Below are 16002 nucleotides of genomic sequence, written 5' to 3'. Positions count from 1 at the left end.
ACCACCGTGGATATTGCAACGCCCGCAGTCGCAATGAGCGATCCGGATCCATCCGTGCCTCGGCATGTCGCCATCATCATGGACGGCAACGGCCGCTGGGCCAAGCAGCGCGATCGTCCCCGCACGGCAGGTCATCGGGAGGGCGTGAAAAGCGTCCGTGCCGTGGTGGAGGAGAGCGTTCGACGCGGTGTGGGAACTCTGACCCTCTTCGCCTTCAGCAGCGAGAATTGGCAGCGACCGCGCTCGGAGGTCAACATCCTCATGGAGCTCTTCATGAGCGCGTTGCGCGGCGAGGTGCGCCGCCTGAACGAGAACGATGTTCGGCTGCGCATCATCGGCGAACGCGGGGCCTTCCCGGAAAAGCTACAACGGCGGATCGCCGAGGCCGAGGAGCTGACCGCAAAGAACGGCTCCCTCAATCTGCAAGTGGCAGCCAATTACGGCGGGCGCTGGGACATTACCGCGGCAGCCCGGCGGCTCGTGGCGGACGCGCTGAGCGGGGCGCTCGATCCGGATGCGATCGACGAGGAGGCGCTCGCGAGCCGCCTGTCGTTTCCCGATCTCCCGGAGCCGGACTTCTTTATTCGCACCGGCGGGGAGCAACGCCTGAGCAATTTCGTGCTGTGGCAATCCGCCTATTCCGAGTTGTATTTCACCGACCTTCTGTGGCCCGACTTCGATGCGGCCGCCTATGGTCGAGCCCTGGAGAACTATGCGCGCCGGCAGCGACGTTTCGGGCGAACCGGCGAGCAGATCGAGATGCAGGCCCCGATGAGTGCTTATGGGCGAGGTTGACGTCTTGCCTGCATCCAACGCACTGAAGCGTCGGACGATTACGGCACTTTCCTTGGTGCCGCTCGTGATCGCCGCCGTTCTCTGGTTGCCGACGCCTGTCTTCGCACTCGTCTTGGCCGGGGTCTTGATGCTGGCGGCCGTCGAATGGTGCACGCTGGCCGGACTGACGCGGCCCATCCCGCGCATCCTCTATTCGATTGCGATCCTGTTCGCGATGGCGCTCCTCTGGATCTGGCCGCAGGGTCAGCCTTGGTTATTCGGTCTCAGTGCCCTTTGGTGGGCGGGGCAGGCGGTTGCCCTGCCGCGGATCAGGGAGATCCCGACGGTCGAGGGCGTTCAGTGGCCGCTGCTCGCCGCCGGTTTTCTCGTTCTGATCGGTCCTTGGGCGGCACTGATTCATCTGCATGGACTCCCGAATAAGGGGCCGGCACTCGTCCTCTTCCTGCTCTTTCTGATGTGGACGGCCGATTCCATGGCCTATTTCGTCGGCCGTGCCTGGGGCGGTGGCCGAGCAAAGCTTGCGCCCGTGCTCAGTCCGGGCAAGACGCGGGTCGGCGTCTACGGGGCGATGGTCGGGGCCGTCATCTGCGGTCTGACGTTCGCGTGGATCCTGTCCGCAACTGCGACGGCAACCCTCCTGATCCTGCTGGTCTGCGGCGTGTCGGTCATGATCTCGATTGTCGGGGATCTCTACGAGAGTCTCCTCAAGCGTCGTCGCGGACTGAAAGACTCGAGTCATCTCTTGCCGGGACATGGCGGTATGCTCGACCGAATCGACAGCCTGACGGCAGCCGCACCTGTATTTGCCTTGGGTATCACCTTGATTGGAGTGACGACGTGATCGGCGTAACCGTCCTTGGCTCGACCGGCTCGGTCGGTGTGAGCACCCTCGATGTCGTCGCTCGTCATCCCGAGCGGTTTCGCGCGGTCGCCTTGACGGCGCATCGCGACAGCGAGCGCATGGCCGAGCAGTGCCGGCGCCACCGCCCGCAGATTGCGGTCATGGTCGACGAAACAGCGGCGCGGCATTTGCGCGAGCTGCTCTCGGACATGCCGGGGCGCCCGGAGATCCTCTCGGGTGTCGAAGGTCTCGAGCAGGTCGCGACCATGCCCGAGACCCAGTACGTCATGGCGGCGATCGTCGGTGCCGCGGGTCTGCCGCCAACGCTGGCCGCAGCCCGTGCAGGAAAGCGCCTGCTGCTCGCCAACAAAGAGTCTCTGGTGGTGGCCGGCGCCTTGCTCATGCGTGCCGTGGAGGAGAGCGGTGCGGAGCTGCTCCCCATCGACAGCGAGCACAACGCCATCTTCCAGTGTCTCCCGCCGAACTTTTGCGAGGGATTGCCCTCGGTCGGGGTGGAGCGAATCCTGCTGACCGCATCCGGCGGTCCACTGCGCGATTGGCCGATCGAGCGACTCGCCTCCGTGACCCCCGAGCAGGCGTGTGCACATCCCACCTGGGCGATGGGCCGCAAGATCTCGGTCGACTCGGCCACCATGATGAACAAGGGCCTGGAGGTCATCGAGGCCTGTTGGCTGTTCGGGACCGACACCGATCGCATCCAAGTCGTTGTCCACCCGCAGAGCGTAATCCACTCCTTGGTCCAATACCAAGACGGCTCCGTGCTCGCCCAGCTCGGCAATCCCGATATGCGCACCCCGATCGCCCATGCGCTCGGGTGGCCGGCGCGCCTGGATGCCGGCGTTGCACCCCTGGATCTCTTCAAGGTCGGACAGCTGAATTTCGAAGAGCCGGATCTTGCCCGTTTTCCCTGCCTCGGGCTGGCCTTCAAGGCTGCGCGTCAAGGCGGCACCGCGCCGGCGATCCTGAACGCAGCCAACGAGATCGCCGTGGCCGCCTTCCTGGATCGACGCCTCGATCTCCCGGGGATCGCCGCCGTCGTCGACGCTACGCTCGAGGCGCTTCCGAACGAAGACGTTGCGGGCCAGGATCTCGCCTTCCTCTTGGACGTGGATCGGCGGGCACGCGAGCGCGCAGAACACCTGGTCCGATTGCGCGTGATTTAAACCGCGTCCGGATCGGCATTCAGTGGTCGTGCAAAAAATGTGCTCGCGCTACCCTCGGACGTCCTTGTCGACGCGGTTTAAATAGTATTAAAAATTAAATACTTAAATCGCGTCACTCCGATCGCCGTTGATGGCCGGAGTCCTTGCCCGCAACTCTCCTCTCAATGGCCTCTCCGGACGCGATTTAAGATGGACATCCTCTTTACGATCGGCTCCTTCGTCGTCGCGCTCGCGATTCTCATCGCCGTCCATGAGTTCGGGCACTTTTGGGTCGCCAGACGCTTGGGCGTGAAGGTTCTGCGCTTCTCGATCGGTTTCGGGCGGCCCTTGCTGCGCATTCAGCGCAACCCCGATGCGACCGAGTATGTCGTCGCCCTCGTGCCCTTGGGCGGTTACGTCAAGATGCTCGACGAGCGCGAAGAGGAGGTTCCTGCGGCGCAGGCCCATCTTGCCTTCAATCGCCAAGCGCTTTGGAAGCGCTCCGCGATCGTCGTGGCCGGTCCAGTGTTCAACTTCCTCTTCGCGATCTTCGCGTATTGGGCGATCTTCATGTCCGGCGACTCGGGCTTGAGGCCGATCGTCGGCGACGTCGAGCCCCAATCCATCGCTGCCGAGGCCGGTTTCCAGTCCGGTGACGAGCTGATCCGGGTCGGCGACCGCGAGGCGGGGAGTTGGGAGACGGCGCTGATCGCTTTCGTCGGCAAATCGCTCGACGGGCGCGAGCTGGCGGTTCAGGTGCGCGATGCCTCGGGTCGCGAGCTGACGCGCTGGATCCCCTCCGATGCGGTGCGCAGTCTGGCCGAGGAACCGGATCTCCTCGGTCGCCTGGGTCTTTCTCCGAAACGTCCGACCTTGCCCGCTGTGATCGGCGAGCTGGTTCCGGGCGAAGCGGCCGAAGGCTCCGGGCTGAAGAGCGGCGACCGCATTCTCTCGGCCGATGGCCGCCCGATCGAAGGCTGGCAGGACTGGGTCGGCGTGGTGCAGGAGCACCCGGACGAGACCTTGGCTGTCGAAATCGAGCGCGCCGACGGCGAGCGCCTTACCTTGAGCGTGACGCCGCGATCGACGCAGGTCGAGGGGGATACCATCGGTCGGATCGGGGCCGGTGTGCTGGTTCCGGAGGGTTTGATGGACGATTACAGCGTCGAGGTCCGCTACGGTCCCGTCGAGTCGCTCGATCGGGCCGTCTCCAAGACCGTAGAGATGAGCGTCATGACGTTGCGGGTCGTCGGGCGCATGTTGATCGGTCAGGCCTCTGTGGAGAATCTCAGCGGTCCCATCACGATCGCCGAGACGGCCGGGCGAACCGCGAGCTATGGATTGGAATCCTTCGTGAAATTCCTCGCGGTTGTGAGCATCAGCCTCGGCATCCTCAACCTCCTGCCGGTGCCTGTACTCGACGGAGGGCATCTGTTGTATTTTTTCATCGAGTGGGTCAAAGGAAGCCCGCTCTCCGAGGAGGCCCAGATGCAGGGCCAGAGGATCGGCCTCTTTCTACTGGCCGCCCTCATGTCGCTGGCCTTTTACCTGGATCTCTCCCGGCTATTGGGCTAGGCGCGCCGAATCACTTATACTTGCGACCCTGAAACGCCGACTGCGCCGCAGACTTCGGCTTGATCGAGGGGACCCTGTCTTGCGCGCGATACCTCTGATGCTCCGTTGCTGCGCACGTCGGCAGCTCGCTCTGATGACCCTCCTGCTCGCGATCAACATGCCGGTCGCCGCCGAGGTGTTCCAGATCGCCGACATCCGCGTGGAGGGTCTGCAGCGGATCGCACCCGGCACCGTCTTCAACTATCTTCCGGTGCAGGTCGGGGACACGGTCGGAGACGGCGTGACCGGCGGGATTATTCGCTCGCTCTACCAAACTGGCTTCTTCGACGATGTTCGCGTCGAGCGCGAGGGCAACGTGCTCGTTCTCTGGGTCCGCGAGCGACCGGCGATCGCCTCGATCGATATCACCGGCAATCGCGATATCGATACCAAGGCGTTGACGGCTGCCTTGTCCGACATCGGGCTCAAGGAGGGACGCGTCTTCGATCGTTCGGTCCTCGATCGTATCGAGCAGGAGCTTGAGCGGCAGTATTTCTCGCGCGGCAAGTACGGTGTACTGATTCAATCGACGGTCTCGCCGCTCGAGCGAAACCGCGTCGCGGTTCGCATCGAGATCACCGAGGGGCTGACGGCGCGGATCAAGCAGATCACCATCATCGGCAACGAGGCATTCCCCGAAAAGGAGCTGCTCAAGCGCTTCGAGCTCGGCACGACCGGCTGGACCTCGTTCTATTCCAAGAATGATCAGTACTCCAAGCAAAAGCTCGCCGGTGATTTGGAGACGCTGCGCTCCTTCTATCTGGATCGCGGCTTTATTCGGTTCGACATCAAGTCGACGCAAGTCTCCATCAGCGCCGACAAGAAGGAGATCTATATCACCGTCGTCATCGATGAGGGTGAGCCCTACCGGATCGGCGACATCAAGCTTGCGGGCGAGCCTTCGATCCCGGCCGAGGAGCTGTTTCCTCTTATCCAGCTCAAGCGCGGCGATTTCTTCTCGCGTCGGGCGACCACCGAAAGTGCTGAGCGGATCTCGAACCTGCTCGGCGATCGCGGTTATGCGTTCGCGAATGTCAACACCATTCCCGAGATCGACGAGGAGGCGCGCACGGTGACGGTGACCTTCTTCGTCGATCCCGGACAGCGCGTCTACGTGCGTCGCGTCAATATGAAGGGCAATACCCGAACCCGCGACGAGGTCCTGCGCAGAGAGATGCGCCAGTTGGAGTCGGCCTGGTTCTCGGCCGAGCTGGTCCGCAAATCGCGCGAGCGGCTCCAGCGTTTGGGCTACTTCGAGGATGTCACCATCGAGACGCCCGCGGTACCGGGTTCCGCCGACCAAGTCGATGTCGATGTGACGGTGACCGAGAAACCCGCGGGGAATCTTTCGGCGGGTGTCGGTTACTCACAGTCGCAGGGTATTCTGTTCAACGCCAGTGTGACGCAGAACAATTTCCTGGGCACCGGTAAGCGCGTCTCGTTCGGAGTCAACACGAGCGAAGCGACCCAGCTCTATCAGATCGCCTATACCAATCCCTTCTATACGGTGGACGGTATCAGTCGAGGCTTCAACGTCTCCTACCGGGAAACGGATTTCGACGAGCTGATCGGTGCGGATTATTCGACCGACGTCGGCGTGCTGGGCATGAACTTCGGCCTGCCCATCTCAGAGACCAGCCGCGCCGGCCTCGGGGTCCGCTATCAGTATACGAATTTCATCGCCGGTAACTTTTCCGAGCTGGCGCAACAGTTCGTCGAAGAAAACGGAAATGTCTTCAATGACTTTATCCTGTCGGCAAGCTATACGAACGACAGCCGAGATACCGCGATCTTCCCGACCAAAGGCGGGTTGCGTGTGCTGAGGGCAGACCTCGCCGTCCCGGGAAGCGATCTTCAGTACTATAAGCTCACCTACCAGGAGCAGCTCTATGTTCCTCTGACGTCGCGGTTCGTGGTGTCCTTGAGTGGTGATGTCGGGTACGGCGAGGGGTACGGCGAGACCGACGGGCTACCCTTCTTCGAGAACTATTACGCCGGCGGGCCGCGGTCCGTGCGCGGTTTTGTCGCCAACTCGCTCGGCCCTCGCGAGGTCGGCGACGACGATCCCGTCGGTGGTAACTTCAGGATGGCCGGTAGCCTCGAGCTCTTTGCACCGGCGCCGGGCGGACCACAGCTGAGCAAGACCCTGCGTCTCGGGGCCTTCCTGGACTTCGGCAACGTCTGGGAGACCAACGGCTCGGATCTCATCGAGCCCACCGGTTTCGATATCGGAGATCTACGCTATTCGGCGGGTGTCTCGGCAACCTGGCTGTCGCCGATCGGTGCCCTTTCGATCAGTCTGGCGGCTCCGCTCAACGAAGAAGAGGGCGACGAAACCCAAGTCTTCCAGTTCGGTTTCGGACAGACTTTTTAAGGGAGTCGATGCGTGAGGTTAGCCGTTCTTTGCTGCTCGACGATCGCGTTGCTCCTGCTGTCGAGTGTCGTGCCCGCATCCGATTACAGGATCTCGGTGGTCGACCCCAATCGAGTCGTCGAGCAGTCGCCTCAATACGAGGCTGCCCGCGCCGCGCTTCAACGCGAGGTCGAGGATCGGGAGCGGATACTACGCGAGCAGCAGGACCAGATCTCGGCGCTTCAGGGCCGCCTGGAGCGAGAGGGTGCCTTGATGAGCGAGAGCGAGATTCAGCGCCTGCAGAACGATATTCGAAGTCGGACCCGTAAGCTCAAATATGCGAGGGACGAATTTCAGGAAGACTTCGCGTTGCGGCAGAACGAGCTCCGCACCAAGCTCGCCCTGCAGGTCCGCGAGGTGATCGTCGAGGTCGCCAAGGAGGAGAAGATCGATCTCGTCATCAGCGAAGGGCTGGTGTATTTCAGCCCGCGCATCGACATTTCCGAGCAAGTCATCGAGCGACTCAAACAGGAGTTCGTCGAAAAGTGATGATTCCGCCGGCACACGATCGGTCTTTTTGGTGACGCTTTGGAGATCGCGCTCGGCGAATTGGCAGACCGTTTGTCGGTTCCATTGCGGGGCGACCCCCAGGCGCGCGTCTGCCGCATCGCGCCGCTGAGCTCCGCCGATGCAACGGAATTGACCTTTCTCGGCGACGGGCGCCTAAAGCGCCTTCTAGGGCATACTCGTGCAGGCTGCGTGATCCTCTCGGAATCCGACGCCGACGCCTGTTCGGTGCCCGTCATGCTGAGCGACAACCCTTACCTGACGTTTGCGAATGCGGCGAGGATTCTGTATCCCGAGCCGGCGACCGTCGGCGGTATTCACCCGAGTGCTGTCGTGGATCCGACCGCGTTGGTCGATCCGACGGCATGGGTCGGTCCGACCTGTGTTCTGGAGGCCGGCGTTCTTGTCGGTCCACGCGCGTTTCTCGGACCCGGTTGTATCCTCGGGGAGGGGGTCCGGGTCGGCGAGGAGAGCCGGTTGGTGGCGCGTGTGACGCTCTGCTCGGGCACGCTCGTCGGCAAGCGCGCGCTTTTGCACCCCGGCAGCGTCATCGGGCGCGAAGGCTTCGGCTTCGCGCGCGACGGCGATCGGTGGGTGCGCATTCCGCAGATCGGGCGGGCGATCCTGGGCGACGATGTCGAGATCGGCGCCAACACCACGGTCGATCGGGGTGCGATCGGCGACACCCTAATCGGCGACGGGGTCAAGCTGGACAACCACATTCAGATCGGCCACAACGTCGAGATCGGCGAGAATACGGCGATGGCGGCGAACACCGGCATCTCGGGCTCGACCCGGATCGGTCGAAACTGCACCATCGCGGGCGCCGTCGGGATGGCCGGTCATCTGGAGATCGGCGACGGAGTCCATTTTACGGGGATGGCCATGGTGACCCGATCGGTCTCGGAGCCCGGCGCCTACAGCAGCGGGATCCCGGCCATGCCAAGCGCGGATTGGCGACGCAACGTGGCTCGGTTCAGGCATCTGGACGAGCTGGCGCGACGCATCAAACAACTTGAGATACGTATCGATACGATGAACGAAACAACTGGGCGGGAGGCTACCTAGCATGGAGGGATCGCATCCCATGCCGACGGATTCTGATTTGCGTCTTGATCGCTCGGAGGACGTCGTGAGCACAATGGACATCCATAAGGTACTGAGCCTCTTGCCGCACCGGTATCCTTTTCTATTGGTCGACAAGGTCATCGACTACAAGGTGAACGAGTATCTGATCGCCTTGAAGAACGTCTCCTACAACGAGCCCTTTTTTACCGGCCATTTTCCTGTGCGTCCGGTGATGCCCGGTGTCTTGATCATCGAGGCGCTGGCGCAGGCGACCGGCTTACTGGCGATGGCCTCGCGTCCGGACGAGGTCGGCAACAAGCTCTACTATTTCGTCGGTATCGACAAGGCGCGCTTCAAACGTCCCGTCGAGCCGGGCGACCAATTGATTCTGGATGTGAAGCTCGGACCCGTGCGTCGCGGGATCTGGAAGTTCGACGGCGAGGCACGCGTGGACGATCGCCTCGTGGCCAGCGCCGAGATCATGTGTACGGCCCGAGACTTCACCGCTTGATTCACCCGACGGCCTTGGTCGATCCGGGGGCTACGCTGGATTCCGATGTCGAGGTCGGCCCCTTCGCCGTCATCGGCCCGGATGTCGAGATCGGCGCGGGGAGCCGGATCGGCCCCCATGCCGTGATCAAGGGACCGACCCGGATCGGCCGGGACAATCGAATCTTTCAGTTCGCGAGCGTCGGCGAAGACCCCCAGGACAAGAAATACGGCGGCGAGGCGACTCGCCTCGAGATCGGCGATCGCAATCAGATCCGCGAGTTCACGACGCTGCATCGCGGCACCGTCCAAGACAAGGGCGTGACCCGGATCGGCAACGACAATCTCTTCATGGCCTATGTCCACGTGGCGCACGACTGCCGCATCGGCGACAACGTCATCATGGCCAACGCTGCCTCCTTGGGCGGACATGTCGAGATCCAGGACTGGGCCATCCTCGGTGGCTTTACGATTGTCCACCAGTTTTGCAGGATCGGCGCCCACGGTTTCTGTGCCATGGGATCGGTTCTGAGTAAGGACGTTCCCCCCTACGTGACCGTCGGCGGGCACCCGGCCGAGCCCCGCGGAATCAACACGGAGGGCTTGCGACGTCGCGGCTTTTCCGATGTTGCCATTCAAGCGATCAAGCGTGCCTATCGCACACTCTATATGGGAAATCTGAAGCTGGCCGAGGCGATCGCCGAGCTGACTCGAATGTCCGCGGACGTCCCGGAGCTCGGCCTCATGGCCGACTTCATCGCCGACAGCAGTCGTAGCATCGTGCGCTGATGTTGCGGGTCGGAATCGTCGCCAACGAGGCATCGGGCGACATCTTGGGTGCCGCGTTGGCGCGCGAGATCCGCAAAAGGGTCCCCGAGGTCCGCTTCGTCGGCGTGGCTGGACCCCGGATGCAGGAGGAGGGCTGCGAGACCCTCTTCGCCATGGAACGGCTCTCCGTAATGGGGCTGATGGAGGTTCTCGGCCAGCTTCGCGAGCTTCTCGGGCTCAGGCGCGTGCTGGTACGCTATTTCGTCGAAGATCCCCCGGACGTCTTCATCGGCGTGGATGCGCCCGACTTCAATCTCGGTCTTGAGCGCCGACTGCGCGGGGCTGGGATCCGAACCGTGCACATGGTCAGTCCCACCGTCTGGGCCTGGCGTCCGGGCCGGGTCAAGTCGATCCGCCGCTCGGTGGATCTCATGCTGAGCGTCTTCCCGTTCGAGGAGACCTTCCTGCGCGAGCACGGCGTGCCGGCGCGCTATGTCGGTCATCCGCTCGCCGACGAGATCCCGGTGGAGATCGATCGGGTCGGTGCGCGACGGGCCCTCGGCCTGCCGCAGGCCGGATCGTTCGTCGCCCTGCTGCCCGGCAGTCGGATGGGCGAGGTCGAGCGTCTGGCCGAGCCCTTCATCGAGACCGCAGCGCGTTGCCTCGCCGCCCGCCCGGATCTGCGGTTTGTCGTCCCGTTGGTCAACGCCCGGCTGCGCGAGCGCTTCAGTCAAGCCTTGGCGCAGGTTGCCCCCGATCTCCCGATCACCTTGGTCGACGGGCGCAGCCGCGAGGTCCTCTCCGCAGCCGATGTCGTGCTGACCGCCTCGGGAACGGCAACGCTGGAGACCCTGCTGACCAAACGCCCGATGGTGGTCGCCTATCGCGTTCATCCGATCTCCTATCACCTCGTCAAACAGCTCGGTTTGGTCAAGGTGCCCTATATCGCCATGGCGAATCTCCTGGCCGAGAAGGAGCTGGCACCCGAGTTTATCCAAGACCGCTGTCGCGCCGATCTATTGGCGCCGGCCGTCCTGGCGTTTCTGGATGATGCGGAGCGCGTCGCCGAGATCCAGGCCGAGTATCGGCGCATCCATCTTTGGCTGCGAAAGGATGCCGCAGCGAGCGCGGCGCAGGCAGTCCTTGATCTGGTTGGATATTGAATCGCGTCCGGGTGTGATCCGTGCCGTCTTGCCTTGGATTCGGACTTGGATGTGCAAACGGCCCCGGCGGTGACGCGATTCAAGAATTTTTTGTTTCTTGACTAAAACCGCGTCGAGGAAAACGTCTTTGATGGCCTCGGCGATGTGGATATGAGGCAGACGCTATTGATCACGCGGGACGCGGTTTTATGGGTCGCGGGTGTCGACGAGGCAGGCAGGGGTCCGCTGGCCGGTCCGGTCAGCGCTGCTGCCGTTATCCTGGATCCGGCCCGCCCGATCGCCGGTCTTGACGATTCCAAGAAACTGACCCCTGCTCGGCGGGCTGTCTTGGATCGGGAGATCCGAGAACACGCCCTCGCGTGGTCCGTCGCATGGGCGAGCGCGGAGGAGATCGACCGGCTCAATATCCTCCAGGCATCCATGCTGGCGATGCAGCGCGCGGTTGCGGCCTTGACTGTGCGGCCGACACGGGTGCTCGTCGACGGAAATCGTTGTCCGGATGTCGGGTGTGCGGCCGAGGCGATCGTCGGCGGCGACGGCTTGGTACCATCGATCGGCGCGGCATCGATTCTTGCCAAGGTCGCCCGCGATCGGCTCATGGGCGACCTGGACCGCGCCTTTCCCGGCTACGGCTTTGCGGGCCACAAGGGCTATCCCACCCGTGCCCACATCGACGCGCTGCGCCAACTCGGACCCTGTCCCGAGCACAGACGCAGCTTCGGCCCGGTCCGGGCATTGATCCACGTCATGGGTTGATCGGCCTCGTCATGTCTCTGCTTCCCCCGGTCAGTATCCCGTTGGTCGAAGCGGCCACGCTCGGCTGAGCCGCTCGGTTCTTCAGGATGCATCCATTTCGCGCTCCAGCTGCCGCTTGACGTCGCCGGGTGACCCCGTGTGGCGGGCGAGCAGGTCGTAGGCGACGGGGACTACGAACAAGGTGAAGACGGTTGCCGCGAGGACGCCCGCTAGGATGACGGTACCAATGACGGTGCGGGTCTCGGCGCCGGCGCCGCCCGACAGGAGCAGCGGAAGCGAGCCGGCGGCGGTGGTGACGCCGGTCATGACGATGGGGCGCAGACGCACGTCGGCGGCTTCCAGCAGGGCCTCACGGAATTCCTTGCCTTGGTCGCGCAGCTGGTTGGCGAATTCCACGATCAGGATGCCGTTCTTGGCGGCGAGGCCGACCAGCATGATCAGCCCGATCTGACTGTAGATGTTGAGCGTCTGTCCGGTCAGCCAGAGGGCGAGGAGCGCGCCGGCCATTGCCAGCGGCACCGTCAGCATGATGACGAGCGGGTGTATCCAACTCTCGAATTGGGCCGCTAGAACCAGAAAGACTACCAGCAGGCCCAGGACGAAGACGAAGAGGATGTCTTGGTTGCTGGTCCGGAAGTCGCGGCTTTGTCCCTTAAAGTCGATCTGGGCCTGGTCGGGCAGGTGCTCGGCGACCTTGGCCTCCAGGTAGCTAAGCGCATCGCCGAGCGCCAGTCCGGATTCCAGGTTGGCCTCGATGGTGATGGCACGCAGCCGGTTGTAGCGGTTCAAACTCTGCGAGTCGGCCGACTCGATCACGCTGACCAGGTTGGACAGCGGGATCAGCTCACCGCTGCGGTCCGAGCGCACATAGAGGTTTTCCAGGCTCCCCGGCGTGCGCTGCTCGTCGCGCTCGCCTTCGAGGATGACGTCGTATTCCTCCCCTGCCTCCAAGTAGGTGGTCACCTTGCGCGAGCCGAGCATGGTCTCGAGCGTGCGCCCGATGTTGCCGACGGTCACCCCGAGATCGGCCGCGCGATCGTAGTCGATCTCGACCTTGAGCTGGGGTTTGGTCTCCTTGTAGTCCCAATCGATGCCGACCAGACCCGGGTTGTCCTTTTCGATCGCCTCCAGCAGCAGGTCGCGCCACTGAGCAAGCTCCTCGTAGGTCCCGCCGCCGATGACGAACTGCACCGGCTTCTGGATGCGCGCGCCGAACCCTTGACGCATGACCGGAACGGCGGTCACGCCCGGAAGGTCGGCGAGCTTCGCACGCACCTCGTCCATGATGACCCAGCCGGAACGACGCTTGCCGAAGTCGTTCAGGACCATGACCGCCATGCCCGAGTTGAAGAGCGCGGTATTGGAGAAGGTCCGGGGCGCGCGCACCAGCAGCCGGATCGCCTCGCCGGATTCGGTGTAGGGCATGAGGCGGCGCTCGATCTCGTCCATATAGTCGCTCATGTACTGATAAGACGCGCCTTCGGGGCCATTGATCAGGACAAAAAAGGCACCGCGATCCTCCTTCGGCGCATATTCCTGCGGGACCTGCTCGAACAGCCAGACTGCCGCGCCGAGTGTCCCGATGAAGGTCAAGACCATGATCCAGGGCTGGCGCAGCAGGAAGCGCAGCATCGCGCCGTAGCCGCGGCGAACCCACTGAAAGACCCAGTCGACCCCGTGGGTCAGGGATGCGCGTCGGTGCGACTGCGGCAGGATCTGAGACGCGAGCATGGGCGACAGCGACAGGGCGACGAAGGACGAAAAAGCCACCGCCGCGGCCATGGTGAGCGCGAACTCGGCGAAGAGTCGCCCGACGTCGCCCTGCAGGAAGGCGATGGGCACGAAGACGGCGATCAGAACGACGGTCGTCGCCACGACGGCGAAGGCGACCTGACGGGTCCCGCGATAGGCGGCGACCAGGCGTGTTTCCCCGTACTGCTCCATCCGGCGATGGATGTTCTCGAGCACCACGATGGCGTCGTCCACGACCAGTCCGATCGCCAGAACCAGCGCCAGCAGGGTCAGAATATTCACGGAGAAGCCGAGCGCGAGCAGAACGGTGAAGGTCGCCACGATCGAGACCGGAACGGTGACCGCCGGCACCAGCATGGCGCGCACGCTGCCCAAGAACAGGAAGATGATCAGGATGACCAGGCCGATGGCGATCGCGAGTGTCTTGTAGACCTCCTTGACGGCGTCCTTGACGAAGATCGAGGAGTCGAAGCTCTGCTTGATCTCCATGCCTTCCGGCAGGCTCGCGTTGATGCGGGCGGCCTCCGCCTTGGCGGCGTCCGCCACGGCGACCGTGTTCGCGGTCGATTGCTTCACCACGCCGATTCCGACCATGGGAACGCCGTTGCCGCGGAAGAAGGTGCGGTTCTCCTCGGTGCCGCGCTCGACCCGGGCCACATCGCCGAGACGCACCAGATGTCCGTCGGTCCCGCGCGCAAGCACCAGACGGGCGAAGTCGTCCGGGTCGTTGAAGGTGCGGTTCATGCGCACGCTGAATTGACGCTCGACCGACTCGATGCTGCCGGCCGGCAGCTCCAGGTTCTCGGCGCGCAGTGCGGCCTCGACATCCGCCACCGTCAAGGCGCGTGCGGCCAGCTCGTTGCGGTCCAGCCAGACGCGCATCGCATAGACCTGACTGCCGCCGATCTGGATGCGTGCCACGCCGTCGATGACCGAGAAGCGATCGACCAGATAGCGCGTGGCATAGTCGGTCAGCTCCGGGACGCTCATACGGTCGCTGACCAGATTCAGCCACATGATCACGTCTTCGTTGCTGTCGACCTTGCGGATATTGGGCGGCTCCGCCTCTGCCGGGAGCTGATCGAGCACGGCCGAGACACGATCGCGGACGTCGTTGGCGGCCCCGTCGATGTCGCGGTCGATATTGAACTGGACGGTGATGGCCGAGCGCCCGTCCTCGCTGACGGATTCGACCGTGCGGATGCCCTCGACCCCGGCGATGCGGTCCTCGATCAGCTGGGTGATCCGCGTCTCGACGACGTTGGCCGCGGCGCCCGGATAGATGGTCTCGATCGAGACGACCGGCGGGTCGATGTCGGGATATTCGCGCAGCGGCAACCGATCGAAGGCGACCAGCCCGAAGGCGACCAGCAGGAGCGACAGGACGGTGGCAAGGACAGGGCGGGTAACCGAGATGTCGGACAGGATCATGTGGAAGGTTCCTGTGCCGCCGGCGGGTCGATCGGTTCGTCGGCCGTGCTCCGGATCTCGATCGGCTGCCCCGGCCGAGCCTTGAGGTGGCCATGCACGATGACGCGATCGCCTACCGCGAGCCCCTCGCGCACCTCGACCAGTCCCGGCTTGCGTGTCCCGATCCGGACTTGACGGCGCTCGGAGGTCAGCCCCTTTTCGCCCTCCACCACGACCTGAACGAAGTGATCCTGGCCCTGGTGAAGGATCGCGGCCTCCGGGACGACCAGACCGTTGCGCGGGTCGACCAGGAGTACGACGCGCATCAGCAATCCCGGCTTGAGGGTGCGCTCCGGATTTGGAATCAGGGCACGGACCTGAATGGACCGGGTCACCGGGTCGACGCGACTGTCGACGCCTCGCACCACACCCTCGAAGACCCGATCGCCGTAGGTATGCGCACGTGCCTCGATCCGCAGCCCCGGCTGAATGTCGTTCATGAAGACGCTCGGGACCGTGAAATCCAGCTTCATGACGCTGTCGTCGTCGAGTGTGGTGATGGTATCGGCGGGCTCGACCAGGGTGCCGCGGCTGACGTTGCGCAGGCCCAGCACGCCGTCGAAGGGCGCCTTGATCAGCCGGTCCGACAGGCGCGACTCGATCGCGACCAAGACGGCGCGGGCCGTGTCGAGGTCACGCTTGCGCTCGTCGAGGAGCGATTCGGACGCGGCGCGCTGGGCGACCAACGCCTTGACACGCTCGTACTGCCGCTCGGCCTCGTTGACCCGAACCTGTGCCTCGTCGAGCAACGCATGCTGCTCGACGCTGGTCAGCTCGACCAGGATATCGCCCTCCTTGACCCGCTGGCCGTCATCGAAATGGATCGCCGAGATGGTCTCGGTGACATTCGCCGTGATGTTGACCGATTCGTTGGCCTTCAGGGTCCCGAGCGCCTCGACACGCTCGGCCAACGGCATCGATCGGACTTCCTCTGCCAGGACGGCGACGGCGTTGGCGGGACTCGTCGCCGTCAGGGACGCGGCGACGACGAGCGGGACAGAAGTCAGCAGGCGGGTGATGGCGCGTAAGGAGGGCATGCATCGGATCCATGTTGTCGGGCGGGCGCTCGGCGGCTGCACGCGCCCATGCCGTCTCGACGTGCATCAGTTCGTCGGATATCCGACGTAACGGGTCGTTGGAATCGGGGTCACCGAGACGCGACGATCGGTGGAGCCGGGCCTGTGCGTCGGCAACCAAGCCTCA

Annotated in this window: 13 protein-coding genes; 11 read left to right on the top strand and 2 right to left on the bottom strand. The window is 63.8% G+C overall.

The features are described 5' to 3' along the window. The first annotated feature begins 33 nt into the window (after positions 1-33). The 11 genes from uppS (at position 34) to rnhB (ending at position 11577) form a co-directional block, all read left to right on the top strand. Positions 34-795, top strand: a complete 762-nt coding sequence (gene uppS / locus BLV04_RS06170) for a polyprenyl diphosphate synthase (RefSeq protein ID WP_093029144.1) — start codon at positions 34-36, stop codon at positions 793-795. Further along, a complete protein-coding gene (locus tag BLV04_RS06165; protein ID WP_093029142.1) occupies positions 782-1636 on the top strand; it encodes a phosphatidate cytidylyltransferase in 855 nt (284 codons plus the stop codon). Before uppS ends, BLV04_RS06165 begins: the two co-directional genes overlap by 14 nt. Next, positions 1633-2820 carry a 1-deoxy-D-xylulose-5-phosphate reductoisomerase gene (gene ispC, locus BLV04_RS06160; protein ID WP_093029140.1) on the top strand — a complete coding sequence of 396 codons (1188 nt, stop codon included), beginning with the start codon at positions 1633-1635 and terminating at the stop codon, positions 2818-2820. Before BLV04_RS06165 ends, ispC begins: the two co-directional genes overlap by 4 nt. Positions 2821-3009: 189 nt before the next feature. Further along, positions 3010-4374 carry an RIP metalloprotease RseP gene (gene rseP, locus BLV04_RS06155; RefSeq protein ID WP_093029138.1) on the top strand — a complete coding sequence of 455 codons (1365 nt, stop codon included), beginning with the start codon at positions 3010-3012 and terminating at the stop codon, positions 4372-4374. A 79-nt stretch (positions 4375-4453) separates the two neighbouring features. Further along, entirely contained in the window at positions 4454-6787 is a 2334-nt protein-coding gene (bamA, locus tag BLV04_RS06150) for an outer membrane protein assembly factor BamA (RefSeq protein WP_093029137.1), read from the top strand. A gap of 12 nt (positions 6788-6799) precedes the next feature. Then, entirely contained in the window at positions 6800-7315 is a 516-nt protein-coding gene (locus tag BLV04_RS06145; RefSeq protein WP_093029135.1) for an OmpH/Skp family outer membrane protein, read from the top strand. A 39-nt stretch (positions 7316-7354) separates the two neighbouring features. Further along, the gene (gene lpxD / locus BLV04_RS06140; RefSeq protein ID WP_093029133.1) at positions 7355-8401 is read left to right on the top strand and encodes a UDP-3-O-(3-hydroxymyristoyl)glucosamine N-acyltransferase; all 1047 of its coding nucleotides are present in this window, start codon (positions 7355-7357) and stop codon (positions 8399-8401) included. Between the two features lies 1 nt (position 8402). Then, positions 8403-8912, top strand: coding sequence for a 3-hydroxyacyl-ACP dehydratase FabZ (gene fabZ, locus BLV04_RS06135; RefSeq protein WP_093029131.1), 510 nt, complete (start codon positions 8403-8405; stop codon positions 8910-8912). Continuing rightward, complete coding sequence (gene lpxA, locus BLV04_RS06130; protein ID WP_093029129.1) at positions 8909-9679, top strand: acyl-ACP--UDP-N-acetylglucosamine O-acyltransferase; 771 nt, start codon at positions 8909-8911, stop codon at positions 9677-9679. The genes fabZ and lpxA overlap by 4 nt, the downstream gene beginning before the upstream one ends. Next, on the top strand, positions 9679-10821 hold the full coding sequence (gene lpxB, locus BLV04_RS06125; RefSeq protein WP_093029127.1) for a lipid-A-disaccharide synthase: 1143 nt from the start codon (positions 9679-9681) through the stop codon (positions 10819-10821). Before lpxA ends, lpxB begins: the two co-directional genes overlap by 1 nt. Before the next feature lie 150 nt (positions 10822-10971). Beyond that, complete coding sequence (gene rnhB, locus BLV04_RS06120) at positions 10972-11577, top strand: ribonuclease HII (RefSeq protein WP_093029125.1); 606 nt, start codon at positions 10972-10974, stop codon at positions 11575-11577. Positions 11578-11658: 81 nt separating this feature from the next. On the opposite strand, the gene BLV04_RS06115 is transcribed toward rnhB, so the two are convergent. Together BLV04_RS06115 and BLV04_RS06110 are read right to left on the bottom strand one after the other, a co-directional pair. Beyond that, complete coding sequence (locus BLV04_RS06115) at positions 11659-14760, bottom strand: efflux RND transporter permease subunit (protein ID WP_093029123.1); 3102 nt, start codon at positions 14758-14760, stop codon at positions 11659-11661. Next, positions 14757-15836: an efflux RND transporter periplasmic adaptor subunit gene (locus BLV04_RS06110; RefSeq protein WP_093029121.1), complete on the bottom strand. Its 1080-nt coding sequence runs from the start codon at positions 15834-15836 to the stop codon at positions 14757-14759. The genes BLV04_RS06115 and BLV04_RS06110 overlap by 4 nt, the downstream gene beginning before the upstream one ends. Between the last annotated feature and the right edge of the window lie 166 nt (positions 15837-16002).

Source organism: Thiocapsa roseopersicina, from assembly GCF_900106925.1.
GTDB classification, from domain to species: Bacteria; Pseudomonadota; Gammaproteobacteria; order Chromatiales; family Chromatiaceae; genus Thiocapsa; species Thiocapsa roseopersicina.
Note: the sequence above shows the minus strand (reverse complement) of the source record. Positions and strands in the feature narration are given on the sequence as shown.

Excerpts from the sequence above, each read along its gene's own strand:
- rseP (WP_093029138.1), top strand. The coding sequence starts at position 3,010 with ATGGACATCCTCTTTACGATCGGCTCCTTCGTCGTCGCGCTCGCGATT.
- BLV04_RS06115 (WP_093029123.1), bottom strand. The coding sequence starts at position 14,760 with ATGATCCTGTCCGACATCTCGGTTACCCGCCCTGTCCTTGCCACCGTC.
- BLV04_RS06165 (WP_093029142.1), top strand. The coding sequence starts at position 782 with ATGGGCGAGGTTGACGTCTTGCCTGCATCCAACGCACTGAAGCGTCGG.
- uppS (WP_093029144.1), top strand. The coding sequence starts at position 34 with ATGAGCGATCCGGATCCATCCGTGCCTCGGCATGTCGCCATCATCATG.
- rnhB (WP_093029125.1), top strand. The coding sequence starts at position 10,972 with ATGAGGCAGACGCTATTGATCACGCGGGACGCGGTTTTATGGGTCGCG.
- fabZ (WP_093029131.1), top strand. The coding sequence starts at position 8,403 with ATGGAGGGATCGCATCCCATGCCGACGGATTCTGATTTGCGTCTTGAT.
- BLV04_RS06110 (WP_093029121.1), bottom strand. The coding sequence starts at position 15,836 with ATGCCCTCCTTACGCGCCATCACCCGCCTGCTGACTTCTGTCCCGCTC.
- lpxB (WP_093029127.1), top strand. The coding sequence starts at position 9,679 with ATGTTGCGGGTCGGAATCGTCGCCAACGAGGCATCGGGCGACATCTTG.